Annotated in this window: 26 protein-coding genes; 16 read left to right on the top strand and 10 right to left on the bottom strand. The window is 64.8% G+C overall.

What is annotated here, in order from left to right; all coding sequences use genetic code 11:
• The first annotated feature begins 13 nt into the window (after window positions 1-13).
• Genes HAP47_RS09490 through HAP47_RS09480 form a run of 3 tightly spaced genes read left to right on the top strand, consistent with a single transcriptional unit; the run spans window position 14 to window position 4,298 of the window.
• On the top strand, window positions 14-700 hold the full coding sequence (locus HAP47_RS09490; RefSeq protein ID WP_173638479.1) for a TetR/AcrR family transcriptional regulator: 687 nt from the start codon (window positions 14-16) through the stop codon (window positions 698-700).
• Window positions 697-3,378: a molybdopterin-dependent oxidoreductase gene (locus tag HAP47_RS09485; RefSeq protein ID WP_173638480.1), complete on the top strand. Its 2,682-nt coding sequence runs from the start codon at window positions 697-699 to the stop codon at window positions 3,376-3,378. Before HAP47_RS09490 ends, HAP47_RS09485 begins: the two co-directional genes overlap by 4 nt.
• Window positions 3,375-4,298, top strand: coding sequence for an FAD binding domain-containing protein (locus HAP47_RS09480; RefSeq protein ID WP_173638481.1), 924 nt, complete (start codon window positions 3,375-3,377; stop codon window positions 4,296-4,298). Before HAP47_RS09485 ends, HAP47_RS09480 begins: the two co-directional genes overlap by 4 nt.
• Before the next feature lie 9 nt (window positions 4,299-4,307).
• Here the strand turns inward: HAP47_RS09480 and HAP47_RS09475 are convergent, their stop codons facing one another.
• The 3 genes from HAP47_RS09475 to HAP47_RS09465 all read right to left on the bottom strand — a co-directional run bounded on the left by HAP47_RS09475 (window position 4,308) and on the right by HAP47_RS09465 (window position 7,135).
• Window positions 4,308-4,925, bottom strand: coding sequence for a LysE family translocator (locus tag HAP47_RS09475; protein WP_092126760.1), 618 nt, complete (start codon window positions 4,923-4,925; stop codon window positions 4,308-4,310).
• A 218-nt stretch (window positions 4,926-5,143) separates the two neighbouring features.
• Window positions 5,144-5,686 carry a hypothetical protein gene (locus HAP47_RS09470; protein ID WP_173640577.1) on the bottom strand — a complete coding sequence of 181 codons (543 nt, stop codon included), beginning with the start codon at window positions 5,684-5,686 and terminating at the stop codon, window positions 5,144-5,146.
• Window positions 5,687-5,728: 42 nt separating this feature from the next.
• Window positions 5,729-7,135: an LVIVD repeat-containing protein gene (locus HAP47_RS09465; RefSeq protein WP_231168821.1), complete on the bottom strand. Its 1,407-nt coding sequence runs from the start codon at window positions 7,133-7,135 to the stop codon at window positions 5,729-5,731.
• 120 nt (window positions 7,136-7,255) lie between these two features.
• Between HAP47_RS09465 and HAP47_RS09460 the strand changes: the two genes are divergently transcribed.
• The 4 genes from HAP47_RS09460 to HAP47_RS09445 are packed head-to-tail and all read left to right on the top strand — an operon-like array spanning window position 7,256 to window position 9,036.
• Window positions 7,256-7,570: an ArsR/SmtB family transcription factor gene (locus tag HAP47_RS09460; RefSeq protein WP_173638482.1), complete on the top strand. Its 315-nt coding sequence runs from the start codon at window positions 7,256-7,258 to the stop codon at window positions 7,568-7,570.
• Entirely contained in the window at window positions 7,563-8,027 is a 465-nt protein-coding gene (locus HAP47_RS09455) for an SRPBCC family protein (protein WP_173638483.1), read from the top strand. Before HAP47_RS09460 ends, HAP47_RS09455 begins: the two co-directional genes overlap by 8 nt.
• On the top strand, window positions 8,020-8,484 hold the full coding sequence (locus tag HAP47_RS09450; RefSeq protein ID WP_173638484.1) for an SRPBCC family protein: 465 nt from the start codon (window positions 8,020-8,022) through the stop codon (window positions 8,482-8,484). The genes HAP47_RS09455 and HAP47_RS09450 overlap by 8 nt, the downstream gene beginning before the upstream one ends.
• A 36-nt stretch (window positions 8,485-8,520) precedes the next feature.
• Window positions 8,521-9,036, top strand: coding sequence for an SRPBCC family protein (locus HAP47_RS09445; RefSeq protein WP_173638485.1), 516 nt, complete (start codon window positions 8,521-8,523; stop codon window positions 9,034-9,036).
• Between the two features lies 1 nt (window position 9,037).
• On the opposite strand, the gene HAP47_RS09440 is transcribed toward HAP47_RS09445, so the two are convergent.
• The 5 genes from HAP47_RS09440 to HAP47_RS09420 form a co-directional block, all read right to left on the bottom strand.
• Window positions 9,038-9,841 carry a DUF2189 domain-containing protein gene (locus HAP47_RS09440; RefSeq protein ID WP_173638486.1) on the bottom strand — a complete coding sequence of 268 codons (804 nt, stop codon included), beginning with the start codon at window positions 9,839-9,841 and terminating at the stop codon, window positions 9,038-9,040.
• A gap of 84 nt (window positions 9,842-9,925) precedes the next feature.
• Window positions 9,926-11,536 carry an acyl-CoA synthetase gene (locus HAP47_RS09435; protein ID WP_173638487.1) on the bottom strand — a complete coding sequence of 537 codons (1,611 nt, stop codon included), beginning with the start codon at window positions 11,534-11,536 and terminating at the stop codon, window positions 9,926-9,928.
• 55 nt (window positions 11,537-11,591) lie between these two features.
• Window positions 11,592-13,112 carry an FAD-dependent oxidoreductase gene (locus tag HAP47_RS09430; RefSeq protein ID WP_173638488.1) on the bottom strand — a complete coding sequence of 507 codons (1,521 nt, stop codon included), beginning with the start codon at window positions 13,110-13,112 and terminating at the stop codon, window positions 11,592-11,594.
• Between the two features lie 89 nt (window positions 13,113-13,201).
• On the bottom strand, window positions 13,202-13,669 hold the full coding sequence (locus tag HAP47_RS09425; RefSeq protein ID WP_173638489.1) for a hypothetical protein: 468 nt from the start codon (window positions 13,667-13,669) through the stop codon (window positions 13,202-13,204).
• A 15-nt stretch (window positions 13,670-13,684) separates the two neighbouring features.
• Window positions 13,685-14,140 carry a GatB/YqeY domain-containing protein gene (locus tag HAP47_RS09420; protein ID WP_173640578.1) on the bottom strand — a complete coding sequence of 152 codons (456 nt, stop codon included), beginning with the start codon at window positions 14,138-14,140 and terminating at the stop codon, window positions 13,685-13,687.
• Window positions 14,141-14,211: 71 nt separating this feature from the next.
• Between HAP47_RS09420 and HAP47_RS09415 the strand changes: the two genes are divergently transcribed.
• On the top strand, window positions 14,212-14,586 hold the full coding sequence (locus HAP47_RS09415) for a hypothetical protein (RefSeq protein WP_173638490.1): 375 nt from the start codon (window positions 14,212-14,214) through the stop codon (window positions 14,584-14,586).
• 6 nt (window positions 14,587-14,592) lie between these two features.
• On the opposite strand, the gene HAP47_RS09410 is transcribed toward HAP47_RS09415, so the two are convergent.
• A complete protein-coding gene (locus HAP47_RS09410) occupies window positions 14,593-15,294 on the bottom strand; it encodes an alpha/beta fold hydrolase (RefSeq protein WP_173638491.1) in 702 nt (233 codons plus the stop codon).
• 161 nt (window positions 15,295-15,455) lie between these two features.
• Between HAP47_RS09410 and carA the strand changes: the two genes are divergently transcribed.
• The 4 genes from carA (at window position 15,456) to HAP47_RS09390 (ending at window position 19,098) form a co-directional block, all read left to right on the top strand.
• On the top strand, window positions 15,456-16,649 hold the full coding sequence (carA, locus tag HAP47_RS09405) for a glutamine-hydrolyzing carbamoyl-phosphate synthase small subunit (RefSeq protein ID WP_173638492.1): 1,194 nt from the start codon (window positions 15,456-15,458) through the stop codon (window positions 16,647-16,649).
• A 148-nt stretch (window positions 16,650-16,797) separates the two neighbouring features.
• Complete coding sequence (locus HAP47_RS09400; RefSeq protein ID WP_173638493.1) at window positions 16,798-17,295, top strand: PaaI family thioesterase; 498 nt, start codon at window positions 16,798-16,800, stop codon at window positions 17,293-17,295.
• A 127-nt stretch (window positions 17,296-17,422) separates the two neighbouring features.
• Window positions 17,423-18,523: a mandelate racemase/muconate lactonizing enzyme family protein gene (locus HAP47_RS09395; protein WP_173638494.1), complete on the top strand. Its 1,101-nt coding sequence runs from the start codon at window positions 17,423-17,425 to the stop codon at window positions 18,521-18,523.
• 56 nt (window positions 18,524-18,579) lie between these two features.
• On the top strand, window positions 18,580-19,098 hold the full coding sequence (locus tag HAP47_RS09390) for a hypothetical protein (RefSeq protein ID WP_173638495.1): 519 nt from the start codon (window positions 18,580-18,582) through the stop codon (window positions 19,096-19,098).
• 36 nt (window positions 19,099-19,134) lie between these two features.
• Here the strand turns inward: HAP47_RS09390 and HAP47_RS09385 are convergent, their stop codons facing one another.
• Window positions 19,135-19,713 (bottom strand): Dps family protein, encoded by a 579-nt coding sequence (locus HAP47_RS09385; protein WP_210285241.1) that lies wholly within the window; start codon window positions 19,711-19,713, stop codon window positions 19,135-19,137.
• A gap of 86 nt (window positions 19,714-19,799) precedes the next feature.
• On the opposite strand from HAP47_RS09385, the gene HAP47_RS09380 reads away from it, so the two are divergent.
• The 4 genes from HAP47_RS09380 to HAP47_RS09365 all read left to right on the top strand — a co-directional run bounded on the left by HAP47_RS09380 (window position 19,800) and on the right by HAP47_RS09365 (window position 25,832).
• A complete protein-coding gene (locus HAP47_RS09380) occupies window positions 19,800-20,489 on the top strand; it encodes a class I SAM-dependent methyltransferase (RefSeq protein WP_173638497.1) in 690 nt (229 codons plus the stop codon).
• A 469-nt stretch (window positions 20,490-20,958) separates the two neighbouring features.
• Window positions 20,959-24,423 carry a carbamoyl-phosphate synthase large subunit gene (gene carB, locus HAP47_RS09375; protein WP_173638498.1) on the top strand — a complete coding sequence of 1,155 codons (3,465 nt, stop codon included), beginning with the start codon at window positions 20,959-20,961 and terminating at the stop codon, window positions 24,421-24,423.
• Window positions 24,424-24,620: 197 nt separating this feature from the next.
• Entirely contained in the window at window positions 24,621-25,094 is a 474-nt protein-coding gene (greA, locus tag HAP47_RS09370) for a transcription elongation factor GreA (protein WP_157113323.1), read from the top strand.
• A gap of 342 nt (window positions 25,095-25,436) precedes the next feature.
• The gene (locus HAP47_RS09365) at window positions 25,437-25,832 is read left to right on the top strand and encodes a DoxX family protein (RefSeq protein ID WP_173638499.1); all 396 of its coding nucleotides are present in this window, start codon (window positions 25,437-25,439) and stop codon (window positions 25,830-25,832) included.
• Window positions 25,833-26,083 lie beyond the last annotated feature (251 nt).

The raw sequence follows: 26,083 nt of genomic DNA, 5'->3' as shown, positions 1-26,083 counted from the left end.
TCAAAATCGTCAAATGGGACCGAAAACCCGCATTCTCGACGCCACCATGCTGGTTTTCCGCCGGCACGGCTTTCGCCGCTCCTCGATCGAGCAGGTCGCCGAGGCCGCCGGCCTGACGCGGCAGGCGCTCTATCATCACTTCGAATCCAAGGAAGCGCTGTTCCGCGCCGTGATCGAGCGCGTGCATGAGTCCGCGATCGCAGCCGAGGAGATTGCCGTGGCCGAGGCAGAGACGGCGGGCGGCAATCTCGGCGACATCCTTGCCGCGGGCATGACCGCGCGGATGTCGACCATGATCGCATCGCTGGACGGCTCGCCGCATCTCGAGGAATTGTATTCCGAACATCTCGTGCATGCGCGCGATCTCTACCAGACCTACGCCGCACGCTACGCGGAGCGCATGGTCGCGACGATCTCGAAGATCGTGCGTGAGCAGCAGCTTGCGCTGCCGCAGGAGCTCTCGCCGGCCGAATTCGCACGGCTGGTCGAAATGTCAGTGTACGCATCGAAGTCGCAGTATCCGGCGATGCAGCCGGCGGATGCGTTCCTGAAGGACATGGCCATGATGGTACGAACGCTCTGCGCGGGCGCATCGCCGAAATCCTTGCCAAAATCCTCGCCGAAATCCGGGAAGCTGCCCGTCAAGAAGGCGGCAATCAAGGACAAGCCGGCACGCCGCAAGACAGGAGGACATCCATGAACACGACGACCGTGAATGGCCGCGTTGAATCGCTGCCCGATGATCCCGACGCACTCTTGATCGACATCGTGCGCGACCAGCTCAAGCTCACCGGCACCAAGCTCGTCTGCGGCGCCGGCGTCTGTGGCGCCTGCACGGTGCTGGTCGATGGCGCGCCGGTGGCAAGCTGCCTGATGCCGGCGCACGCCGCGGCCGGCAAAGCGGTGACGACGGTGGAGGCCATCGGCGCCGCCGGGCTGCATCCGGTGCAGAAGGCATTCATGGCGCATGACGCCCTGCAATGCGGCTTCTGCACGCCGGGCTTCGTCGTGGAAGCGACCGCGTTCTGCGACCGTTGGCGCGCAACTAGGGGGACGGCAGTGCCGTCACGCGAGGAGATCGGCGCGGCGCTGTCGGGTCATCTCTGCCGCTGCGGCGCCTATGACGGGATCTTCCGTGCGGTGGCGGATGCCTGCGCCGGCCGCTTCGACGGCGACAATGTCACGGCGCCCCGCGTCGAGGCGCGCGACAAGGTGACGGGCGCGGCGAAGTACACCGTCGACATCAACCATGACGGCCAGCTCGAAGGCCTGATCCTGCGCTCGCGCGAGGCGCATGCCCGCATCACCGCGCTCGATCTGGCTCCGGCGCGCGCAATCGCCGGCGTCGCCGCGGTTTCGCTGCTCGGCGACGACCGTATCGTGCGCTATGTTGGCGAGCCGATTGCGGCGGTCGCCGCAAAGGACCGCAAGACGGCGCTGGCCGCGCTGGCTGCGATCAAGCTGACCAGCGAACGGCTGCCCGCGGTGGTCGGGCTCGACGCCGGGCGCAAGGACGGCGCGCCTGTGGTGTTCGACAAAGCGAGCCGCAAGCGGGCCGGCAACGTTTCGGAAGCGGCCGGCGGGCCGGCGCCGTGGAAACAGAACATCCGCGGGCCGACCGCGGTGTTCTCGACGCGCGCCAAGAAGGCCCGCAACTGGGTCGACGAGGCGCGCCAGGCCAACAACCGTCTGCTCGTCGAAGCGACCTTCCGCACCGCCACACAACAGCACGCGTGCCTCGAGCCCCATGCCGCGGTGGCGCGCTTCGACGGCGACCGGCTGACCTTGCACGCCTCGACCCAGCAGGTGTTTCACCTGAAGGAGCAGATCGCAAAGCGCTACAAGCTCGATCACGACAAGGTCCGCGTGATCGCCGATCACGTCGGCGGCGGCTTCGGCTCGAAGGCGAGCCTGGGCGTGGAGACGATCGCCGCCATCGAGCTCGCGCGCGAGGCGAAAGCGCCTGTTAGAGTCGCCTACGATCGGCAGGAAGAGCTGTCCGTCGCCGGTTATCGTCCGGCCGCGGAGCTGAAGGTCGCGCTGCTGCCCTCCGACCAGGGCGGCCTGAAGGCACTCTCGGTCACCGCGCATGCCGATACGGGCGCGGCGACCAATTCGACCATCGCGGGCCTCGCGCGGCTGATCTATCCGGCCGAGGCGAAGGACCTTTCGGATTTCGATGTCATCAGCAATTTGCCGCCCGGCGCGGCCTTCCGCGGCCCCGGCGGTCCGCCGATGGCGTTCGCGGTGGAGCAGGCGATCGACGAGGCCGCACTGCGGCTCAATGTCGACCCGATCGCCTTGCGCAAGCGCTGGGATCCCGATCCCAACCGCCAGCGGCTCTACGACTGGGCATCCGGGCTCGAGATCTGGCGCAACCGGAAGCCTGCGCAGCATGGACGCTATCGCCGCGGCATCGGCATGGCGACCGGCTATTGGCTCTATCTCTGGCAACCCAACGTGAAGGTCGAGGTCGCGGTCAAGGCCGGCCGCATCGTCGCCAGCACCGCGACGCAGGACATCGGCACCGGCACCCGCAGCGTGCTCGCCGACACGATCGCGCGCGAGTTCGATCTCGAGCCTGCCGACATCGAGGTGCGGATCGGCGATTCGTCGCTGCCCGAAGGCCCGGGCTCCGGCGGCAGCCGCGTCACCGCCTCGGTGATGCCGCCGACGCTGCAGGCGGTGCGGAAACTGAAGGCCGCGATCCTCGAGCAGGCCACAAGAAAGCCCGTGCCCGGCTCGAACGCGCCCTGGCGCGAGCTGATCGCGCGCTCGCCCGACATCGCCGTGACGGAGACGCGCGGCGAGGACGGCAAGAACACCGCGCCCGGCATCCGCTCGCCGCTGCGCGAGGTCGGCCTGATGGGCATGGTGTTCGGCTGGATGATGCGCCGCTTCTCGAACATCGCGGTCGGCGCCGGCGTGCCGAGCTCGGTGCAGATGATCGAGGTGGAGGTCGACACCTGGCTCGGCCATGTCCGCGTGCTCAACGTGCACACCGGCATCGCGGTCGGCAAGATCGCAGCGCCGGCGCTGGCACGCAGCCAGGCCTGCGGCGCCGTGATCCAGGGCCTCGGCTACGCGCTCTACGAAGCGCGCGAGCTCGATCCGACGACCGGCGACGTCCTGACCGCGGGGATGGAGGATTATCGCATCCCTGGTATCGCCGACACGCCCGAGATCGATGTCCATTTCGACGAAGCCGGCTTCGACCATGTGCTCGGCAACAGCGTCGGCATCGGCGAGGCGTCGACGGTGCCGACCTCGGCCGCGGTCGCCAACGCAATCCACGACGCGATCGGCGTCCGCCTCACCGAGATTCCGATCCGGCCCGACCGCATCGTCGCCGCGCTGAAAGGGAGGGATGCCGCATGAGCGTCGCAATTGCAGGGGTACTATCCGCGCCCGAATTTCGCGCCGGCGGCACCGATCTGTCGGAGCGCCGCCGCAGCGGCCTGTCCTGCGGATCGATCATCGATCTCACCGCCAGTCCCGATACGATCGGGATCGCGTGGGGTGCGGACGGCGCGGCGCGCATCGGCGCGCTGACCGCGATCGCGGCGATCGCCTCCGACGCGCGGCTCGCGCAGGCCTATCCCGGCATTGCCGCGGCCGCGCAGGGCCTTGCCACGCCGCAGATCCGGCACATGGCAACGCTCGGCGGCAACCTCGCCCAGCGCTCACGCTGCTGGTACTTCCGCAATCCGCAGATCGCCTGTCTCAAGAAGGGCGGCTCCGACTGTCCGGCGCGAGCGGGCAACCATCTCTATCACGTCGCGTTCGATCTTGGCCCTTGCGTGGCGCCGCATCCGTCGACCATGGCGATGGCGCTGCTGGCCTATCATGCAAAGGTCACCACGGACCGGCGCAGCGGATTGTCGATTTCAGACCTGCTCGGCGACGGCAGCAACGGCACGGTCGACAATTTGCTTGCGGCAGGCGAACGGATCGAGCGGATCGAGCTCCCTGCCCCGCTGGCCGGCGAGCGCGCACTCTACAAGCGCGCCATCAGCCGCTCGTATGCGGAATGGCCGCTGGTCGAGATCTGCGTGCGGGCCGTGATATCAGGCGGCGTGTTCCGCGAGGTCCACATCACGGCCGGCGGCATCGCCCCGGTCCCGTTGCGGCTCACGGCATGCGCTGCGGCGCTGCAGGGAAAGCCGGCGAACACGTCGACCATCGCGCAAGCCGCCGAGCTGGCAACATCGGGGGCTAGGCCGCTGACGATGACCGGATACAAGCTCGACCTGCTGACGGGCCTCGTCCGCGACGTGGTCGAGCGGATTGCTGCTTAGCTCGCGGGCTCAGCGCGCCCGGGTCAGCGCCAGCCAGATGCCGCCGCCGATCATGAAGCCGCCGGAGATCCGCGACATCAGCCGCGTCCGCTCCTTGGAGAAGAATTTGCGGGCGCGGCCAGCCGCCAGCGCGTAGGCGGCGTCGGTCAGCACGGCGGTCGCCATGAAGGTGACGCCGAGCAGCGCCACCTGCGGAATGTGCGGCTTGTCCATGTCCATGAACTGCGGAATGAAGGCGCCGAAGAACACCAGCACCTTCGGGTTCGAGAGCAGCACCAGAAAGCCCTGCAGGAAGAAGCCGCCGCGCGGCGGTGGCGGCCGATCGTCGGTGCCGACGCCCTCGACCGGCGAGCGGATCAGCTTGATGCCGAGCCAGACCAGATAGGCCGCACCGGCAAAGCGCACCCAGTCGAACCAGTAGCCCATCGTCGCCATCAGCGAGGTCAGCCCGACCGCGACGATGCCGATCACGATCGCGAGCCCGACCTGCGCGCCCAGCACATTGGTGAGCGCGGCGCGCGTGCCGTAGCGCAGCCCGTTGGCGATCACCATCGTGACGATCGGACCGGGCAACAGCGCCAGCGCGATGCAGGCGGCGACGAAGGCGAAATAGGCTTGCAAGGACATGATGGGCTCGTTTGCTTTGTTATCGCCATTATGCACGTGAGCAGCGGACATGGAAGCGGTCTGCTCCTTCTCCCTGTCCTTCACGCGGAGAGCGTTGGGATGAAGGACTCCATCCGTGAGGCGGGGCGAGTCATTGGACCTGTACCCCTCACCCGGATCGCATCTGGCGATGCGATCCGACCTCTCCCCGCAAGCAGGGCGAGGTAAGGGAACCCAATTCAGCGACCTTCCATCGCGGCCGTCATCCACGTTTTCATCTCTCGCGACTCCAAAAACTGCAACGTCGCCCGCTGGACTTGCGCCGCATCTCCCCCGCCCTGCGCCGCCACGGCCATGAGATCGCAGCGATGCGAGGCAGCGATGCCGATCGCGGTGCGCTTCCCCTCGGGCAGCTCGATATCATATGCCCTGATCCGTCCGGGCATCTCGTCGACATCGACGACGTCGCCCGCCTTCAGCGGCACAAAGCGCGGGCTGATCATGTCGACATCGGAAACACGATCGACCTCGTCGTCATCGGCGACGCCGCTGTCGCAGTTGCAGAAGCCGAGCTTCGGCCGGAGATAGACCTCGACCTCAGTGCCGCACTCGGCCGGACCACACCGGGAAGCGCGGCCGGCGGGCCAGCCGTCGCGCGGAAACGGCCAGGCGATCTCGCGCCATTGCGCGGTCCGCGGCGGCGCCATCTCGTAGCCGGCTACGGCCGACAGGCCGCCGAGCGCCAGGAACATCGCCGCAATGACCGGCCACGAGCGCATCATCGCCGGCTCACGGCAGACCGGCGACGGCACGCGCCGCGCCGGTCAGTTCGAGAATGTGCAGGCCGGTGTTGGCGCGGTCGACCGCGTAGATGTAGCCGCGCTCATCGGTCTCGACATTGTTGGTCTGGATCGCGACCTTGCAGCGGTCCTTGCCGTCGACGGTGACGCAGCGTTTGTCGGTCGCCGCTGTGATGGCGGGAATGAAGTGCCCGACTTCCCTGGGATGATAGGGATCGCGGATGTCGAGCGCACGGACGCCGGCGTTGAAGAAGGCGATGAAGGCGAGCTTCTTGTAATAGACCGGCGCCATGCTCTCGTTCGACGAATGCGAGCCGAACCGGCCGCCGCGCTCGCAGAACGCGCCGGAGGCCTCGGCACCGTATAGTTCGAGATCATCATCGGCCGCGCCTCGGTGGTGACGTCGGCGAACCACACCATTTGCCGCGCCTCGCCGCATTCGTTCTGGATCGCCTCGTCGACGATCATCACGATGTCGCGGCTCTTGCCGTCCCTGTCATGGGCGAATTCCGCGATCGGCATGTCCGGCATCGGAAACACCGTGTGCGCGCCATTCATCGCCGACAGCGGCATCCGCGCGATCTCGGGGAATTTCAGATTGTCCGGCGTCGGCTCCTTCGGCCCGTTCAGAAGCTTCTCGCGATCGACGATCTGCAGGAAGCCGCCCTTGTCGGTGCCGTAGCCGAAATAGACGCGGTTGCCCTTCGGCCCCGTCGAGATCGGTCCGTGCAGTTCGGTCGGCACCGCGCCGGTTGCGCCCGGCTCCTGCCCGGGCAGGCCGAAGTCCCTGATCTTCTTCGGCTGCGCGGGATCGGAGAGATCATAGATTTGCGTCATGCGCCGGGTGCGCCAGTCCGGCGCGCCCGACACCAGGTAGGCGATGCCGGAGTCGCATTCCCAGAAATTCTTGTGCGTGTCCTTGAGCCCGCCGATCCGGGTGACCAGCACGGGATTGGCGGGATCGGCCACGTTCCAGATCTCATGCGCCTCGCTGCCGAAGGTGCGCAGCATGTAGACCGCGTTGCGATCGCCCTTCGGCAGATCCTTGCCGTCGCAGATCCGCACCATCTGCGCGCCGCCGGATTCATATTTGCCTTCCTGTCCGGGAATGTGCCGCAGATATTTCGGATGCGCGGGATCGGTGACGTCGACGATCGAGGTGCCGTTCGGCTCGGCCTTTCCGGTCATCGGATTGACCGGATCCGGAATGTCGTCGGTGCCCCCATGGTGGCCGATATAGGCGATCCATTTGTCGCCCTGGTGATGGATGGTCGGCTGATAGGCGCTGCGCGCCTGCAGGTCGCTGGTTCCAACCAGCCGCATGTTGGAGGCTTCGGGCGGGTCGCCGATCTTCTGCTGCTGGGCGCTCGCGCCGTTCGCAAGCAGGACAACAAAGAACGTGCAGCAAACCGCCGTAGCGCGACCACCCATGCGCATCACCCCGAGTTCCCTACCAATCTGCGTTGGCTGCGCGGGACGCTAGCATGCCGATACCGGCGCCCAAACACACGCTCTTGACATGCAACCATTTAGTTGCCTATTATCCGATCCATGGATGAAGTCTTCAAAGCCCTCGCAGATGCCTCACGGCGGACGCTGCTTGACCGGCTTCACGGTCAGAACGGGCAGACGCTCGGCGAGCTCTGCGACGGCCTCGACATGACGCGTCAGGCCGTCACCAAGCACCTTGTGATTCTCGAGGAGGCCAACCTCGTCACCACGATCAGGCATGGCCGCGAGAAGCTGCACTACCTCAACCCTGTTCCGATCCATCAGATCGGCGAGCGGTGGATCAGGAAGTTCGAGCGCGGGAAGCTCGCCGCGCTCAGCGAATTGAAAAGACAATTGGAGAAGCGTGATGAGTAAGCCGGACTACGTCTATGTCACCTATATCGAGACCACGCCGGAGAAACTGTGGGACGCGCTGACATCGAGCGACTTCACCGAACGCTTCTGGTTCGGCTATCGCGTCACCTCCGACTGGAAGGTCGGCTCGCCCTACCATTTCACCAAGGACGGCAGACGCAGCGTGCAGGGCGAGGTGCTGATCGCCGAGCCGCCGAACAAGCTCGCCTACAGCTGGGACGTGGTGAAGGAAGGCGCCGCGCGCGAACAGGTCTCGCGCGTGACCTTCGACATCGAACCGCACGGCGGGGTCGTCAAGCTGACCGTGACACACGACAATCTCGGTCCGAAGACGCTGCGCGACATCTCCGGCGGCTGGCCGATGGTCATTGCAAGCCTGAAGAGTTTCCTGGAGACCGGACGCGAACTGCCGGCCGAGCTGCTGACGAGCGGCGCGAAGGAGAGCTGCAGTGCCTAAGCCCGAATTCGTCTATGTCACCTACATCGAGACCACGCCGGAGAAGCTGTGGGACGCGCTGACGTCGAGCGAGTTCACCCCACAATACTGGTTCGACACCGAGGTCAGGTCCAACTGGACGATCGGCGCGCCGGTGGCGCTGGTGATGAACGGCAAGGTCACCGACACCGGCGAGATCCTCGAGATCGACCGGCCGCGCCGCCTCGCGTACACCTTCAAGCACGAGGCCGATCCCGAGCTGCGCAAGGAGCCGGCAACCAGGGTCGTCTTCACGCTCGAACCGTTCGGCAATGTCGTGAAGCTGACCGTCACGCATGACGGCTTCGGCGTGGGCAGCAAGCTGTTCGAGGGCATCTCCAACGGTTGGCCTGTGATCCTGTCCGGGCTGAAGAGCCTGCTCGAGACCGGCAAGGTGTTCAAGATTCCGCCCGAGAGCCTGGGGCTGGACTGCGCCTGACCTGCCATGAAAATCTATCGAAGGACACGTGCGGACATGAACATCGAGAAATTCAAACCGGCGATCGTCTATGCGATCTACATCGCCGCCACGCCGGAGAAGGTATGGCAGGCGCTGACGAATGCCGAATTGAGCCGGCAGTATTTCTCCGGCAACGCGGTCGAGGTCGATCTTCGGGTCGGCGGCGCCTACATCGTGCGCACGCCCGACGGCGCGCTGCACATCTCCGGCGAGGTGATCGCGTGCGATCCGCTGAAACGGCTGACCGTGACATTCAACGTCAACTGGCCGCAGCTCGTCGAAAAGCTCGGGCCGACGCTCGTCACCTACGAGATCGAGCCGGCCGGCGACGGCGTGAAGCTGACCTTGCTGCAATCGCATGACCGCCCGATCAGCGACGACATCCTGTCAGGCGGCCGCACCGGCTGGCCGGCGATCCTCTCCAGCCTGAAGAGCCTGATGGAGACCGGCAAGGCCATGGTAATCCCGATGCAGCCCCCACAGCGCATGCTGGCCGCGCTGAAGGAACTGGGAATTCCGATGCCGACGTAACTCACTCCCGCCGCAGGATCGGGTCGGCAAAGGAACCTATGGGAACGACGACTCGGCGGTAGAGATGCCATGTGGTGTGCCCTAGCACCGGAATCGTCACGAGCAGGCCCAGGAAGTACGGAATCGCCGAGACAATCAACAGCACGACGATCACCGCCGCCCACCCGATCATGGGTAGCGGGCTCGTCACGACCGCACGCACGCTCGTGATCATCGCGGTGACAAAGTCGACCTCGCGATCCAAGAGCAGCGGGAACGATATTACGGTCAGCGAGAACAGGATCAGCGACAGCGCCGCCCCGTCGGCATTGCCGATGGCGAGGAACAGCAGGCCCTCATTGGTGGTCAGCACCACCGTCAGGAATTCGCGAAAGCTGGAAAAGGAAACGTTGAGCCCGAGCAGCAGCGCGAGCAGCAGCCTCACCTGATACATCCAGATCACGAACACAAACAGCGTGACGAACGCCATCCAGCCAATTTCGCCACGCGAACGCAGCTTCGACCAGATCACGCCGAGCGAAATCGGCTCGCCCGCTTCGCGGCGCCTGCTGATCTCGTAAAGACCGATCGCAACGAACGGGCCGATCAGCGCAAACCCGGCCGCGAGCGGATAGGCCAGATAGACCATGCCGAGCGCGGTCAGGCACAGCAGGATCGCATTGCCGCCGAGCGTGTAGATCGCACCGAACATCAGTCCGTAGAGCGGCACGGCCTGGAAATCGCGCAGCCCCTCCCCCAGCGCCTCCGCGATATCAGCCACGCGGACCTTGCGCACCACCGGATCGAGCTTGCCAGAAACCGACATCAGTCCCGCCGCGAATGATTGATCTCGTATCAATGCAGGCGATGGGGAGAGCCGCATTGACGTTGATCAATATTGTGTCGCGACCTACCCCAGCGCCCTTAACTCCCGCCGCAGCACCTTGCCGGTCGCCGTCATCGGCAGGCTGTCGGCGAACTGCACGAAGCGCGGATATTCGTGGGCGGCGAGCTGGACCTTGACGAACTCCTGGATCTCGCGCGCCAGTGCGTCGCTCGGCGCGTAGCCCGGACGCAGCACGATCCAGGCCTTGATCGATTCGGTGCGGATCGGATCCGGGATGCCGACCACCGCCGACATCGCGACCGCCGGATGCTTCATCAGCGTGTGCTCGATCTCGGACGGGCCGACGCGGTAGCCGGCAGTCGTGATGACGTCGTCCTCGCGGCTGACATACCAGAAGTAGCCGTCCTCATCCTGCACGCCGAGATCGCCGGTCAGCAGGAATTCGCCGGCATATTTCTTCTGCGTCGCTTCCGGATTGCGCCAGTATTCGATCATGGTGCAGGGGCACGGCTGGCGCACGCCGATGATGCCGCGCTGTCCCCGCGGCAGTTCCTCGCCTCTGTCGCTGACGATGCGAACGTCGAAGCCCGGCGTGGCGCGGCCCATTGAGCCCGGACGGATCGGAAACAGATTGGAATTGCTGCCGATCACCAGATTGCATTCGGTCTGCCCGAACACCTCATGGGCATCGATGCCGAAGGTCTCGCGCACCCAGCCCAAGAGCTCACCGCCGAGCGACTCGCCGCCGGTGAAGATGCTGCGCAGCTTGACGCCGGAATTTTTCACATTGGCCTGCCGCATCAGCTTCAGCGCGGTCGGCGGCAGGAACACGTTGCGGATGCCGAGCTCGGCCATCATCTGCATCGCCGCCTGCGGCTCGAATTTGCGCGCGCGGTGACCGACCATCGGGATGCCGTGGTACCAGAACGCGAACAGGCCGTTGATCAGGCCGCCGATCCAGGCCCAGTCGGCCGGCGTCCACATCAGGTCGCCCGGCCTGGGGAGGAAGTTGTGGCACATCTCGACATTGGGCAGGTGGCCGAGCACGACGCGATGCGCATGCAGTGCGCCCTTCGGATTGCCCGTGGTGCCTGAGGTGTAGATGATCAATGCGGGATCGTCGGCCGAGGTGTCGACGGTCGCAAATTCCGGAGACGCCGACCGGATCGCACTCCAGAATGATTTCGTACCGGCCGACGTCTTTTCGCCGACGATATAGACGCTCTTCAGCTCGGGCAGGCGATCGCGGATCTTGGCGATCTTCTCCCAGCCGGCCGCATCGGTGATGACGGCTTTCGCCGCGGAGTTCGACAGGCGGAATTCGAGCGCATCCTCGCCGAACAGCGCAAACAGCGGGATCGAGATCAGCGCCGCGCGGAATGCCGCAAGATGCGCGACCGGCAATTCGAGCGACTGCGACAGGAACACCGCGACACGGTCGCCGCGCACCAGGCCGTCGGCGGTCAGCACATTGGCGAAGCGGCGCGAGGCGTCCGCGACCTCATCGAACGAGGTGCGCGTGGTGCCGCCATCCTCGTCGACATAGACCAGCGCGAGCCGCCCGGTGCCATCGGCATAGCGGTCGCAGCACGCGGTCGCCATGTTGAAGCGCTCGGGAACCTCCCAGCGGAAGTTGCGGTAGAGTTCGTCGTAGGTCTTGGCTTCCTGAAGCATGGCCGCAGACTAGACCATTGCTGTGAAGCCATAAACCCTCCTTGCGGGAAAGCGGTCAGGCTGCCGCCCGCTGCATTGCGATCTCGGCCTCAAGGCTTTCGCGGTCGCGATAGATCGATGCGACCGCGAGCACGCGCCCGCGGTGCTTGTAGCGGAGCACGCAATCCCTGGCGGCGATGCTGCCGTCCACCGCGATCTCGTCCCACTGCTCGGCGTGCCCGACATAGTTGATCGGCACGTCGTAATGCTGGCTCCAGAAGAACGGCACCGCATCGAACACCGCGCGCTGCCCGAGCATATTCCGCGCGACGGTCTGGCCCTGGCGCTCAGCCACCACCCAGTGCTCGACACGGATATTCTCGCCGCTGTGCGGATCGGGCCAGCGCGCAATATCGCCGGCCGCGTAGATGCCGGGAACGCTGGTCTCGAGATGGGCGTCCACTTTCACGCCGCGATCGATTGCGAGCCCAGCTCCTTGCGCCAGCGCCAGCCGCGGCTTTACGCCGACACCGGCCACGACGAGATCGGCATCGAGCACCGGCCCGCTCTTCAGCTGCGCGCGCTTGCCTTCGATCGCGGTCACCGTGTCGCCAAGATGGAAGACGACGCCATGCTCCTCGTGCAGCGCGCGGACGAAATTGCCCATCTCAGGCCCGAGCACGCGCTCAAGCGGCCGCTGTTCCAGCCCGACCACGTGAACATCGACCTCCCTCGCGCGCAACGAGGCCGCAACCTCGAGCCCGATGAAGCTCGCGCCGATCACAACCGCGCGTCGCGCTCCGCTGGCCGAGGCGATGATCGCCCGGCAATCGTCAAGGGTGCGCAACACGTGAACGTGGGGCTGATCGGCGCCCGGGATCGGCAGCCGTACCGGCTCCGCGCCGGTCGCCAGCAGCAGCCGATCATAGCTGAGCGCTTCGCCGCCCGCGAGCACCACATTGCGGCGGGCGGTGTCGATCGACTTGACCTCGGTCCCCGGTCGTAGATCGATCGCCGCGTCGGCATAGAAATCGTCCGGCTTCAGCGGCAGCCAGTCTTCCGGCGCGCTGCCGGCGAGGAAATCCTTCGACAGGTTCGGCCGGTCCACCGGCGGCGCGGCCTCGCCGCTCAGCATGACGATGCTGCCGCGATAGTCCTGCCGTCGCAGCATCTCGGCGGCGGCAAAGCCCGCCGCGCCTCCTCCGACGATCACGATCCTGCCGGGTGCACCGACCGGGCCCTTGACGCGGGGCTTCGGCTGCTCGCGCTTCTCGCGCACGATGATGCGATCGCCCTCTCGCTCGACCTTCCAGACGGCAAGCGCGTTGAAGGCGGGCGCCGCGACCGCTTCACCGGTGCGAACGTCGAAACACGCGTGATGCCAGGGGCAATGCACGGTCTCGCCCCCCACCAGGCCTTCGGTGAGCGGGCCGTGGTAATGGCTGCAATGCGCGTCGATGGCAAAGATATCCGCTCCCGAACGCACCAGCAGCACGTCCTCATCGCCGACATGGCCGAGCAACATCGTGCCCGGGAAGTCGGAGAGTGCCACGCCTTGTGTCAGATCCGGACCGGAAGGAGCTTGCTGATCGGCCATGGCCTGTCTCCAGTTTATCCAGAACTTCACCCCCGCCTTCGCGGGCCTTGCGCGGGGCCTTGGCCCTCGCCCTCTTCGGCAAGCTGATCTCAGTGTCCCTGCATGTAGCGGACCGGGTTCTCCTGATCGGCCTTGAAGATATCGGCAGCCTCGGCGAACAGCGCCGCAACGGCAGGCGCCTTCAGATCAACAAACGCCTCGAAGCTGAAATTGTTGCCGCCCGCCCGCAATTCGCCGAGCGTGCCGGCATAGCAGGACACCAGCGGCTTCCCATTACGGGTCACCGCGACATAGACGCTGATGTAGTTCTTCTGCAGCGCCACCCCGATCACGGGCCAGATCGCCGTCTTGCCGGACTTGATCGCATAGCGAAACTGACCGTAGCCGATCATGTTCATGCGCATACCGGCCTCACCGGCCGGCGTGCCCGCATGGAAATGCCGCTTGAGCGAAGGCGCGGCCTTTCGCATCACCGCATGCAGTTGTTCGAGATCCGCGGTCCGGCCAGGATCGAAGGCGAGGTAGGCTTCCAGACTGTCCGCCGCGACACGAAACACCGGAAGCCTCCGCCGCTATCCCGCGAGCGCCGCCTTGACGAAGCCGCTGGCCTTGCCGAAATCCATCTGGCCGGCGTATTTCGCCTTCAAGGCGCCGATCACCTTGCCCATATCCTTGATGCCGGCCGCATTGGTCTCGGCGATAACAGCCGCGATCGCGGCCTTCACGTCGTCGTCGGACATCTGCTTCGGCAGATAGGCGGAGATCACGGCGATCTCCTCGCGTTCCTGGGCGGCGAGCTCGGCACGGCCGCCCTTGTCGTAGAGCTCGACTGATTCCTGGCGCTGCTTGATCATCTTCTGCAGGACGCTCAGAAGGTCGGCATCGGACAGTGGCGGCTTGCCCTGCCCGCGCGCGTCGATGTCGGCGTTCTTGATGGTCGAATTGACCATGCGCAGCGTGGAGAGCTTGCGCTCGTCCTTTGCCTTCATCGCTTCCTTGACCGCCGTATTGATGTCGTCGCGCAGCATTGTCGCCTCACTCAAGACCGCGCCGCAAACTCGTGGCGCACCGTAGATTCCAAGTCTATATAGGCACTTGCATGGGAACTGGAAAGCATCTCGCGACACTTGCGTTCTGTCTCGCGCTGCTGTGGGCGAGCCGTTTTGGCCCCTACGCCTGCGCAACGCTTCCGGGCTTTGCCCAGGAAATCAGCTCCTCCTGGCCCAGCCTGATGGCAAACGGCTTCCTCTTGATCGCGTTCCTGTATGTGCCGGCCTACGATTTCGTATCCTGGCTGTCCTACCGGCTCGGTTGGGACAAGGATTTCGACCCGATCGCGGTCTATCCCGAGATACAACGACCGGGACAACAGCCGATCTCGCAAACGACCAAGCGGTTTCTCTATCCGCTCGATCTTGCCATCGTCGGCTTTGTGCTCCTGCCATTGTGGACAAAAGCCGCTCATTGCGGCTGATGGCAATCAGCTCCTGAGCCATTCGACCAGCGCGTCGGCGCAGGCCTGCGGCTGCTCCAGCTGCAGCAGGTGACCGCAATTCGCGAGCACCACGAGCTTGGCCCCGGGAATGCCGTTGGCCATCTCCTCCGACAACAAGTTCGGAACGGTGTTGTCGGTATCCGACGTCAGCACCAGGGTCGGGCACTTGATCCAGGCCATGCTCGGCCGCGAATCCGGCCGGCTGAGCACGGCGTTTTGCTGGCGGATGAAGGCCTCGGCGCCGACGTCCTCGCTCATGTCATAAACAACCTGGCGCAGGCTCGCATCGCCCTGCCGCGAGGGATGCACGAAGCCCGGAAACAGCTCGTCGACCACGCTCCGGTACTGACCGTTTTTCGCGCGCTCGATCATGCCGCGGCGGCGTGCGGTTGCTTCCGGCGTGTCAGCCCTCGCCTGGGTGCTCATCAGGGCCAGTTTCGCAACCCGCTCGGGGGCCTGCCGCATGATCTCGAAGGCGATGTAGCCGCCCATCGAATGCCCGGCGAGCGCAAAGCGCGGTGGCGCCTCGGCCAGGATCCGGCGGGCGATCGCGCCCATATTGTCGTCCCTGACATGGTTGGCGACCGTGATCGGCCCGCACCGCCATAGCGCCGGGATGACCGGGGCAAAGATCCGCGGTGAGCAGATGAGGCCCGGGACGAGCAGGATCGGCATCGTATTGTCCATGCGGGAGCTCCGGACCGGGTCATTTTCGGCAAGCAAACGGCCGCTTCAGGGAACTTTAGATTAAAAGGCCGTTCCGGCCTGTCAAATCGGCGGGTATTGCCGTGTGAATCCGTACCCTTTCGCTTTGACGCCGCAGGGTGCGGCGACTATTTAAAGGGCTCATGACAACCCCCGAAAACGCTCCCGCCTGGCCGGACCACAAACCGACCGCGCTCCTCGTGCTCGCCGATGGTACCGTGCTGGAAGGCTTCGGTCTCGGCGCGGAAGGCCACGCCGTCGGCGAGGTCTGCTTCAACACCGCGATGACCGGCTATGAGGAGATCCTCACCGATCCGTCCTATGCCGGCCAGATCATCACCTTCACCTTCCCGCATATCGGCAATGTCGGTACCAACGAGGAAGATATCGAGACGGTGAACATGGCCGCGACGCCCGGCGCGCGCGGCGTGATCCTGCGCTCGGCGATCACCGATCCCTCGAACTACCGCGCCACCAAGCATCTCGACCAGTGGTTGAAGGCGCGCGGTATCATCGGTCTGTCCGGCATCGACACAAGGGCGCTGACCGCGCTGATCCGCTCCAAGGGCATGCCCAACGCCGTGATCGCGCACGCCAGGAACGGCGAGTTCGACCTGCACGGCCTGAAGGAAGAGGCCCGCGAATGGCCGGGCCTCGAGGGCATGGACCTGGTGCCGATGGTCACCTCCGGCCAGCGCTTCACCTGGGATGAGACCCCCTGGGAGTGGGGCAAGGGCTTCGGCCAGCAGACTGCGCCGGAATTCAACGTCGTCGCGATCGACTACGGCATCAAGCGCAACATCCTGCGCCTGCTCGCCGGTGTCGGCGCCAAGGTGACCGTGGTGCCGGCGACGACGGCGGCCGAGGACATTCTGGCGATGAAGCCGGACGGCGTGTTCCTGTCGAACGGCCCCGGCGATCCCGCCGCGACCGGCAAATATGCCGTGCCTGTCATCCAGAAGGTGATCGCATCGGGGACGCCGACCTTCGGCATCTGCCTCGGCCATCAGATGCTGGGCCTCGCCGTCGGCGCCAAGACCATGAAGATGCATCAGGGCCATCACGGCGCCAACCATCCGGTCAAGGACGAGACCACCGGCAAGGTCGAGATCACCTCGATGAACCACGGCTTCGCGGTGGACCAGGCGACGCTGCCCGCCGGTGCGACCCAGACCCATATCTCGCTATTCGACGGCTCCAATTGCGGCATTGCGCTCGAGGGCAAGCCGGTGTTCTCGGTGCAGTACCATCCCGAGGCCTCGCCCGGCCCGCGCGACTCGCACTATTTGTTCCAGCGGTTTGCCGATCTGATGCGGAAGAAGAAGCAGGCCGCGTAGATCGCAGCCGTCAGCGCAGCCCTTCATGGATTACCGCATGCCCGGACCACCTGGTCCGGGCATGATCTTTTGTCACGCCTTGCATGAGCGGACACTGCCAAGCTACTCGTCATATGATGACGATCATCACGCAGCAGGATTGCCCGACATGACCGACAGCGCCACCCCGAAGCCCGCATACGGCGTCTCCTCGATCGAGGTGATGGCGTCGATGCCCGGGCTCGACTTCGTGCGCGGCATCTTCGCCCGCACCTTGCCGGAGCCGCCGATCATGGAGAACGTCGAGCCGTTCGACTGCACCGCCGAACCGGGTCATGTGGTGATTCACAGCATCCCCGGTCTGCGCCACTACAACCCGATCGGATCGGTGCACGGCGGCTATGTCGCGATCCTGCTCGATTCCGCGATGGCGCTCGCGGTGCAGACCACACTGCCGAAGGGTTCGGGCTACACTACGCTGGAGTTCAAGATCTCCTTTGTCCGCGGCATGAGCAAGGACACGGGCAAGATCCGCGCCGAAGGCCGGGTGCTCAACGCCGGCCGGCGCGCCGCGACCGCCGAAGGCCGCATCACCGATGTGAACGGCAAGCTGATCGCGCATGCGACCACGACCTGCATGGTGTTCGAGCTTCCCAAAAACACCTGAAGGCAATCGCGTCTTGGCGCATTGGAGGCATGACGAAGCGCGCTGGATTGGCGGCAGCGCTCTGTGATTGAGTTTCCCTGTCCGGGATCAGGCAACATGGTCCGGCCCGGAAGGAAGGAAACGCCCGATGACCTCAGCCAATCCAGACATGACCATCCGGGACATCCGCGTCACGATGCTGCGGCTCCCCTGGGCCGACGACCGCTGGCTGAAGGGCGCCGCGCTGGGCGCGACGCGCGATATCCTGATCTGCGACGTCGAGACGTCCGGCGGCATCACCGGCATGGGCTATCTGTTCGTGTTCCGCCCGGCGATGCAGTCGATCGCGGCCTGTCTCGACGAGTGCATCATCCCGCGCGTGATCGGCAAGGATGCCACCGCGATCGAGGCGATCTGGCGCGATCTGTGGACCGCGACGATGACCTATGGCCGCGGCGGCATCGCCGCGATGGCGATGTCGGCGCTCGACATCGCGCTGTGGGATGCGGTTGGAAAACGCGCCGGCCTGCCGCTGCACCGGCTGTGGGGGCACTATCGCTCGGATATCCCGATCTATGGTTCCGGCTGCTTCCGTGGCGCCGGCGGCGACGGGATGATCGAGAAGGCGCTGCATTTCGTCAAGCAGGGCTACAAGGCGATCAAGATGCAGGTCGCGCATGTTCACACGCCCGCGCAGGACCTCGACAACGTGCGCCGCATGCGCGAGGCGCTCGGGCCCGACATCGACATCATGATCGACGTCAACATGGGCTGGAGCGCCGATGTCGCCATCGAGATGGGACGCAAGTTCGAGAAGTACGATATCTACTGGCTCGAGGAGCCCGTGCCGGCCGATGATTTCGCCGGCTATCAGCGCATCGCGGCGGCGCTCGACATGCGCGTGGTCGGCGGCGAGACGCATTTCACGCGCTACGATCTGCGGCCGTTCTTCCTCAATCCCTGCCTGCCGATCCTGCAACCCGACCCGATGCGCGGCGGCATGACCGACCTGCGCAAGATCGCGGCGCTTGCGGACACGTTCGGCATCAGCATCGCGCCGCATCTGTTCCCCGAACTCAACGTGCACTTGTTGGCGTCCATCCCGAACGGCATCTGGTGCGAGAACATGGCCCTGATCGACGACCTCTGGGTCGATCCGCCGGAGATTGCCAATGGCATGATCACCGCGCCGGAGCGGCCGGGGCATGGGCTCCAATTCAAGGACGAGGTGCTGAAGTTCAAAATCTAGCGGGAACGGTTTGCGGACCGACGGTTTGATATCCCTCGCAACGCTGGAGAGCCGCCATGCCGGTGGTGAGTAAGGATGCCGAACCCCTGACCATCGTCTTTCAGGACGACGGCCTGGTGCCAAACAATCCGATGCCGTTCCTGGTCTACAAGGGCGCGATCGACGTCGGCAAAAATCCGGAGGCCACGATCGAGCAGCTGTTCGGCGACAATGGCTGGGGCGCGATGTGGCGCAACGGCGTCTACGACTTCGCGCATTACCACGCCACCGTGCACGAGGTGCTGGGCGTCGCCCGCGGCAGCGCGCGCGTGCAGTTCGGCGGCGAGCGCGGGCGTGCGCTGGAGATTGCGGCCGGCGACGTCGCGATCCTGCCGGCCGGCACCGGGCATCAATGTCTGTCGGCGAGCCGCGACTTCAGCGTGGTCGGCGCCTATCCGCCTGGCCCGCCGATGGACCTGCAACGGCCGACGCCGGAGAACTACGTCAAGGCGCTGAAGACGATCCCGCTGGTGGCCATCCCGACCACCGATCCGGTGATGGGGAAGAATGGGCCGCTGGTGCGGCTTTGGAGGTAATAGAAACACCCTCCCCGCAAAGGGAAAGGGTGAGACTCAGGCTGCGTTGCTGCCTTCCTCGCGGCTTGCCTCGAACAGGAACCAGGTGCGGCGCTCGGTTTCGTCGATGAAGGTTTCGAGCAGGCCGGCGGTGCCGGAATCCTCGTGGTCGTCGGCGAGCTTGTGCGCCTTGCGCATCGCAGCCGCCATGTGCTTGTTGTCTTCCATCAACTCGCGCAGCATTTCGCGCGGCGGGACATAGGCCTCGTCATTGTCCTCGATGGTCTGGTGCTTGGCGATGTCGCCGATCGACCTCAGCGTCGCGCCGCCGAGTTTGCGTACTCGCTCGGCAAGCTGGTCGGTGGTCGCGAAGATTGCGTCCGACTGCTCGTCCAGCAACAAATGGTAATCACGGAAATGCCGGCCGCTGACGTGCCAGTGAAAATTCTTGGTCTTCAGGTAGAGCGCGAAGGCGTCGGCCAGAAGCGTGTTGAGCGAGGCCGAGATCGTATCCACCGCAGCCTGCGGGAGATCATTCGGCGTGTCGAGATCAGGCGAGATTTTGTCAGTCTTAGCGTCACTCTTGGCTTTGCTCACGTTAGACCTTCCTGTTAGGAACCCCGTATTTCGGCGCATTGAACATTGGCCGCCGGACCGCTAACGCATCATCAGCCCACCTGTTCCTGGAAGTCGGGAACCCGTTCTGCCGGATACCAAACGCGATGGATGAATGGATCGACTATTACGATTCCACGCATACGATCTATGCCAGCCGACTGCACCGCGACCTGCATTTCCAGGTCATCGCAAACGACATCATCGGCTACATCCCTTCGCCCCGCGCCGTGGTGCTGGACTATGCCTGCGGCGAGGCGCTGTCGGCGGCGAAGGTCGCCAATGCCTGCGCCCAGCTCTATCTGGCGGAGCCTGCGCCCGGCGTGCGCGGCCGCCTGGTGGCGCGCTTCGCGCCCGACACCCGGATCCGCGTCCGCTCGCTCGATGAGCTGAAGAACATGGAGGCGGATTCGATCGACCTCGTGGTAATGAACTCCGTGGCGCAATACATGACGCCGCAGGAGCTCGATTCCGCATTCGACGTGATCCACCGCCTGCTGAAACCCTCGGGCCGTTTCGTGCTCGGCGATATCCTGCGGCCGGAAGTCGGCATGGCCAGGGACGTCACCGCGCTGCTCCGCTTTGCGGCGACCCATGGCTTCCTGCGCGATGCCCTGATCGGGCTCGCCTCGACCGCACTGTCCGATTACCGGCAGTTGCGCACCAGGATCGGGCTTCAGCGCTACCGCGAGGACGAGATGATCGCGAAGCTCGCCGCCGCGGGCTTTGACGCCACGCGCGCGCCCCGCAACATCGGGCACAATCCGTGGCGGATGACGTTCGTGGCGCACCACTGATCAGAGGTTGCACAGAATATTAGGGTTAATCAAAAGTAAACGTAGCGGCCGCTGAAATAATCAGCAATGATCCACTCGGCCCGGTGGCGGAAGCTTCGACGCGGCAGTGGTGCAACACTGTTTATCCTGGTTCAACTCCAGGCCGGGCCTCCAGCCTTCGCTGCTTACGCAGCTTCGGCTCGGCAAGCCTTCATTGTAGCGAAGGCTGCCGCGGCATAGCCCGCAGGGCGAAGCCGGGCATGGTACGATCCACCCCCGCGCCCCAATCGGCCCCCCTCGAATGAGGAATTTCCCCCAGAATCGCAGTTGATTGGGCGTTTTTGGGGGTTTCGCAGGTGCGGAAACTGGTCTAAAGACCACCCGCGCGCGAGGGATCGCGCTTCCGGCGCTACAAGATGTAGCGCATGGCTCGAGGGACGCGCGGACGCGCGCCCTTTTTTTGTGCCCAAATTCCAGTCCGCGAGAGCTGATGCCCAAAAGAACCGACATCTCCACCATCCTGATCATCGGCGCCGGTCCCATCGTGATCGGCCAGGCCTGCGAATTCGACTATTCCGGCACGCAAGCGGTGAAGGCTCTGAAGGAAGAGGGTTACCGCGTCGTCCTCGTCAATTCCAATCCGGCCACCATCATGACCGATCCGGAACTGGCGGACGCGACCTACATCGAACCGATCACCCCCGAGATCGTCGGCAAGATCATCGAGAAAGAGCGCAACGTCATACCGGGCGGTTTCGCGCTGTTGCCGACCATGGGCGGCCAGACCGCGCTGAACTGCGCGCTCTCGTTGCGCCGGCAGGGCACGCTCGACAAGTTCGACGTCGAGATGATCGGCGCCACCGCTGATGCCATCGACAAGGCCGAGGACCGCCAGCTGTTCCGCGAGGCCATGACCAAGATCGGGCTGGAGACGCCAAAATCCCGGCTCGCCAACGCCTCCGCGCTGAAGAAGTCCTACCGCGACAAATATCTCGCCGAGCGGGAGAAGCTGTCCGGCGAGGCGCTGGAAGAACTCGAGCGGCAGTGGACGCTTGGCGAGAACGAACGCCGCAAGCGCTATCAGGAGCACGCATTCGGCGAGGCGCTGATGGCGCTGTCGGAAATCGGCTTGCCCGCGATCATCCGGCCCTCCTTCACCATGGGCGGCACCGGCGGCGGCATCGCCTACAATAAGGAAGAGTTCCTTGACATCATCGAGCGCGGGCTCGACGCCTCGCCGACCAACGAAGTGCTGATCGAGGAAAGCGTACTCGGCTGGAAAGAGTACGAGATGGAGGTGGTGCGCGATAAAAAGGACAATTGCATCATCATCTGCTCGATCGAGAATCTCGATCCGATGGGCGTGCACACCGGCGATTCCATCACCATCGCGCCGGCCCTGACGTTGACCGACAAGGAATACCAGGTCATGCGCGATGCCTCGCTGGCGGTGCTGCGCGAGATCGGGGTCGAGACCGGCGGTTCCAACGTCCAGTTCGGCATCAACCCCGTCGACGGCCGGATGGTCGTGATCGAGATGAATCCGCGCGTGTCGCGCTCGTCGGCGCTGGCTTCGAAAGCCACCGGCTTCCCGATCGCGAAGGTCGCGGCCAAGCTCGCGGTCGGCTACACGCTCGACGAGATCGCCAACGACATCACGGGCGGCGCCACCCCCGCTTCGTTCGAGCCGACCATCGATTACGTCGTCACGAAAATTCCGCGCTTTGCGTTCGAGAAATTCCCCGGCGCCTCCTCCACGCTGACCACGTCGATGAAGTCGGTCGGCGAGGTGATGGCGATCGGCCGCACCTTCCAGGAGAGCCTGCAGAAGGCCCTGCGCGGGCTCGAGACCGGCCTGACCGGCCTCGACGAAATCGAGATCGAGGGGCTCGGGCGCGGCGACGACAAGAACGCGATCCGCGCAGCGCTCGGCACCCCGACGCCGAACCGCATCCTGCAGGTCGCGCAAGCGATGCGGCTCGGCTGGACCGACGAGGAGATCTTCAACTCCTGCAAGATCGACCCCTGGTTCCTGGCGGAGATGCGCGCCATCGTCGAGATGGAGGACAAGGTCCGCCGCAACGGCCTGCCGCCGAACGCGTTCGCAATGCGGACGCTGAAGGCGATGGGCTTCTCCGATGCGCGGCTCGCCGTGCTCACGGACACCACCGAGGCCGACGTCACCGCCAAGCGCCACGCGCTCGGGGTGCGCCCGGCGTTCAAGCGCATCGACACCTGCGCGGCCGAGTTCGCTTCGCCCACCGCCTACATGTATTCGACCTATGAGCGGCCGTTCGCGGGCGAGCTTGCCGACGAGAGCGCGCCCTCGGACCGCAAGAAGGTGATCATTCTCGGCGGCGGGCCGAACCGCATCGGCCAGGGCATCGAATTCGACTATTGCTGCTGCCACGCCTGCTTCGCGCTCGAGGACGCCGGTTACGAGACCATCATGGTCAACTGCAATCCGGAAACGGTGTCGACCGACTACGACACCGCGAACCGGCTGTATTTCGAGCCGCTCACCGCCGAAGACGTGCTGGAGATCGTCGCGACCGAGCGCAAGAACGGCACGCTGCACGGCGTGATCGTGCAGTTCGGCGGCCAGACCCCGCTGAAGCTTGCCCGCGCGCTCGAAGCCGCCGAAGTGCCGATCCTCGGCACCTCGCCGGATGCGATCGACCTCGCCGAGGACCGCGACCGCTTCAAGCGCGTGCTCGACAAGCTCCGCCTCAAGCAGCCGAAGAACGGCATCGCCTATTCAGTCGAGCAGGCACGGCTGGTGGCCGCCGATCTCGATTTGCCGCTGGTGGTGCGCCCGTCCTACGTGCTGGGCGGCCGCGCGATGCAGATCATCCGCGAGGAGACCCAGCTCAACGATTACCTGCTCGGCACCCTGCCCGAGCTGGTGCCCGCCGACGTCAAGGCACGCTACCCGAACGACAAGACCGGGCAGATCAACACCGTGCTCGGCAAGAACCCGCTGCTGTTCGACCGCTATCTGTCCGATGCGACCGAAGTCGACGTCGACTGCCTCTGCGACGGCAAGGACACCTTCATCGTCGGCATCATGGAGCACATCGAGGAAGCCGGCATCCATTCCGGCGATTCCGCCTGCTCACTGCCGCCGCATTCGCTCGACGCGAAGACCATCGAGGAACTGGAGCGGCAGACCCGCGAGCTCGCGCTCGGCCTCGACGTGGTCGGCCTGATGAACGTGCAATACGCCATCAAGGACGGCGAGATTTACGTGCTCGAGGTCAACCCGCGCGCGTCCCGCACCGTGCCGTTCGTCGCCAAGGTGATCGGCATGCCGGTCGCCAAGATCGCGGCGCGGATCATGGCCGGCGAAAAGCTCGCCGACTTCAAGCTGAAGAAGAAGAAGCTCGACCATGTCGGCGTGAAGGAATCGGTGTTCCCGTTCGCGCGCTTCCCCGGCGTCGACACCGTGCTGGGACCGGAGATGCGTTCGACCGGCGAAGTGATGGGCATCGACCGCTCGTTCGAGGTGGCGTTCGCGAAGAGCCAGCTCGGCGGCGGCACGCGTGTGCCGCGGCAGGGCACGGTGTTCGTCTCGGTGCGTGGCGACGACAAGATGCGCATTGCGGATGCCGTGCGGCTCTTGCATTCGCTCGGCTTCAAGGTGATGGCCACCTCGGGCACGCAACGCTATCTCAGCGACAACGGCGTGCCGACGGAAAAGGTGAACAAGGTGCTCGAAGGCCGTCCGCACATCGTCGACGCCATCACCAATGGCGACGTCCAGCTGGTCTTCAATACCACCGAAGGTCCGCAGGCCCTGGCTGACAGCCGTTCGCTGCGGCGGGCTGCCCTCTTGCATAAAGTGCCATATTACACCACTCTTTCAGGCGCGGTGGCGGCCGCGCGGGGGATCCGGGCCTATCGGGACGGAGACCTTGAGGTCCGCACGCTTCAGAGTTACTTTTCCAAGAGCTGACCGCTGCCCGGGCTGAAGGCCCGGCGCGGTCAATTAGCCGAATGGCTGGAACTCACCGCGCGATTGGATGTTGTCACGGCCCTTAGCGGGGCCGAAAATCACTGGGCTTCCGGGCGCATTCGCGTCCTGATTCCTGCGTTAGCTGAACTGGATATTCGTGCACGACCGCCGGGCGCGCACGATGAAGGACGAAGATGATGGATAAGGTTCCGATGACCGCGGGCGGATACGCCGCGCTGACGGACGAGCTCAAGAAGCGACAGTCGGAGGATCGTCCGCGCATCATCGAGCACATTGCGGAAGCGCGTTCGCACGGCGACCTCTCGGAGAACGCCGAGTATCACGCCGCCAAGGAGGAGCAGTCGCACAACGAGGGCCGCATCGCCGAGCTCGAGGACAAGCTCGCGCGCGCCGACATCATCGACATTTCGAAACTGTCCGGCGACACCATCAAGTTCGGCGCAACCGTAACGCTGATCGATGAGGACACCGAGAAGAAGGCGGTGTGGCAGATCGTCGGCGAGGTCGAGGCCGACGCCAAGAAGGGCCGCATCTCCATCACCTCGCCGCTTGCACGCGCGCTGATCGGCAAGAAGAAGGGCACCACCGTCGAAGTGATGGCGCCGGGCGGCGCCAAGGCCTACGAGATCACCAAGGTCGAGTGGCGGTAGTTACCTTCATGTGACTGGTGCAAAGAAGCCGCGTCCTGCACGCGGCTTTTTTTATACCCCGCGTCTGACAGCAATGTGAGTGGAGAGCGCGTGCGCGGCGTACTAGTGAGGCCGTGACATGGTTATGCAGTATAATCATATCGGGGACGGAGTTCGAGCTGGTGATTGCGTCGCAACACGCATCGCGGCGCGTCAACCGTGCCACTGCCTCATTCTCTCGCAACTGCCATCGAGCGAGGAATGGTTCCAGGTGCAAGGTGTTGACACCACACCCTGGTGGCGAACACCGTGTGTTTCTGCTTCGTGCAACATTCCAGCGTGTCAAAGAGGGGGTAACTGGCAATGGACCAGATGTTTTCCAAGTTTCAGCCGGTGGCGCTCAGCCTGTTTCGGTTCATCACCGGACTGCTGCTGTTTCAGTTCGGCGTCGCCAAGCTTTTCAAATTTCCACCCGGGACAATGTTCGAGAAAGTCGAACTGTTCTCACTGATCGGAGCTGCCGGCACACTCGAATTGGTCCTGGGCGGGCTGCTGATGATCGGCCTGTTCTCGCGGATCGTGGCCTTCGTCTTGGCGGGCGAAATGGCTTTCGCCTACTTCATCGGCCATTTCCCCAAGGGCTTTTATCCGCTGCTCAACAACGGCAGTCTGGCGATCGCGCTCTGCTTTGCCTGCCTGTATCTCGCGACCTCGGGGCCCGGCCCGATCAGCGTCGACGCTGCGATGGGCAGGAAGTAACAACGCTGAGCCCGTCCCGTTCAACCGGGACGGGCTCTTTAACGGCTGCTGCGCCACAACGGCAGCGGCAATCCGTCGAACAATGCAAGAATAGTCAGGAGAGCCCGAGGGCGCTCTCCGAGCGCGATGGGACCAACCCGAAGCGTGTTGCAAAGATCGAGGAAGCGCGGTCCGGTGGACGATCTTCCGCTCAGCCAAAATCTTCCGATCAGCCAAAAAAGGCGCCTGAAGGCCGTTACATCCTGCGGGTC

It is taken from the genome of Bradyrhizobium sp. 41S5 (assembly GCF_011516665.3).
Classification (GTDB): Bacteria; Pseudomonadota; Alphaproteobacteria; order Rhizobiales; family Xanthobacteraceae; genus Bradyrhizobium; species Bradyrhizobium quebecense.
The sequence above is the reverse complement of the archived record's forward strand: the minus strand, read 5'-3'. Positions and strand labels throughout refer to the sequence as shown.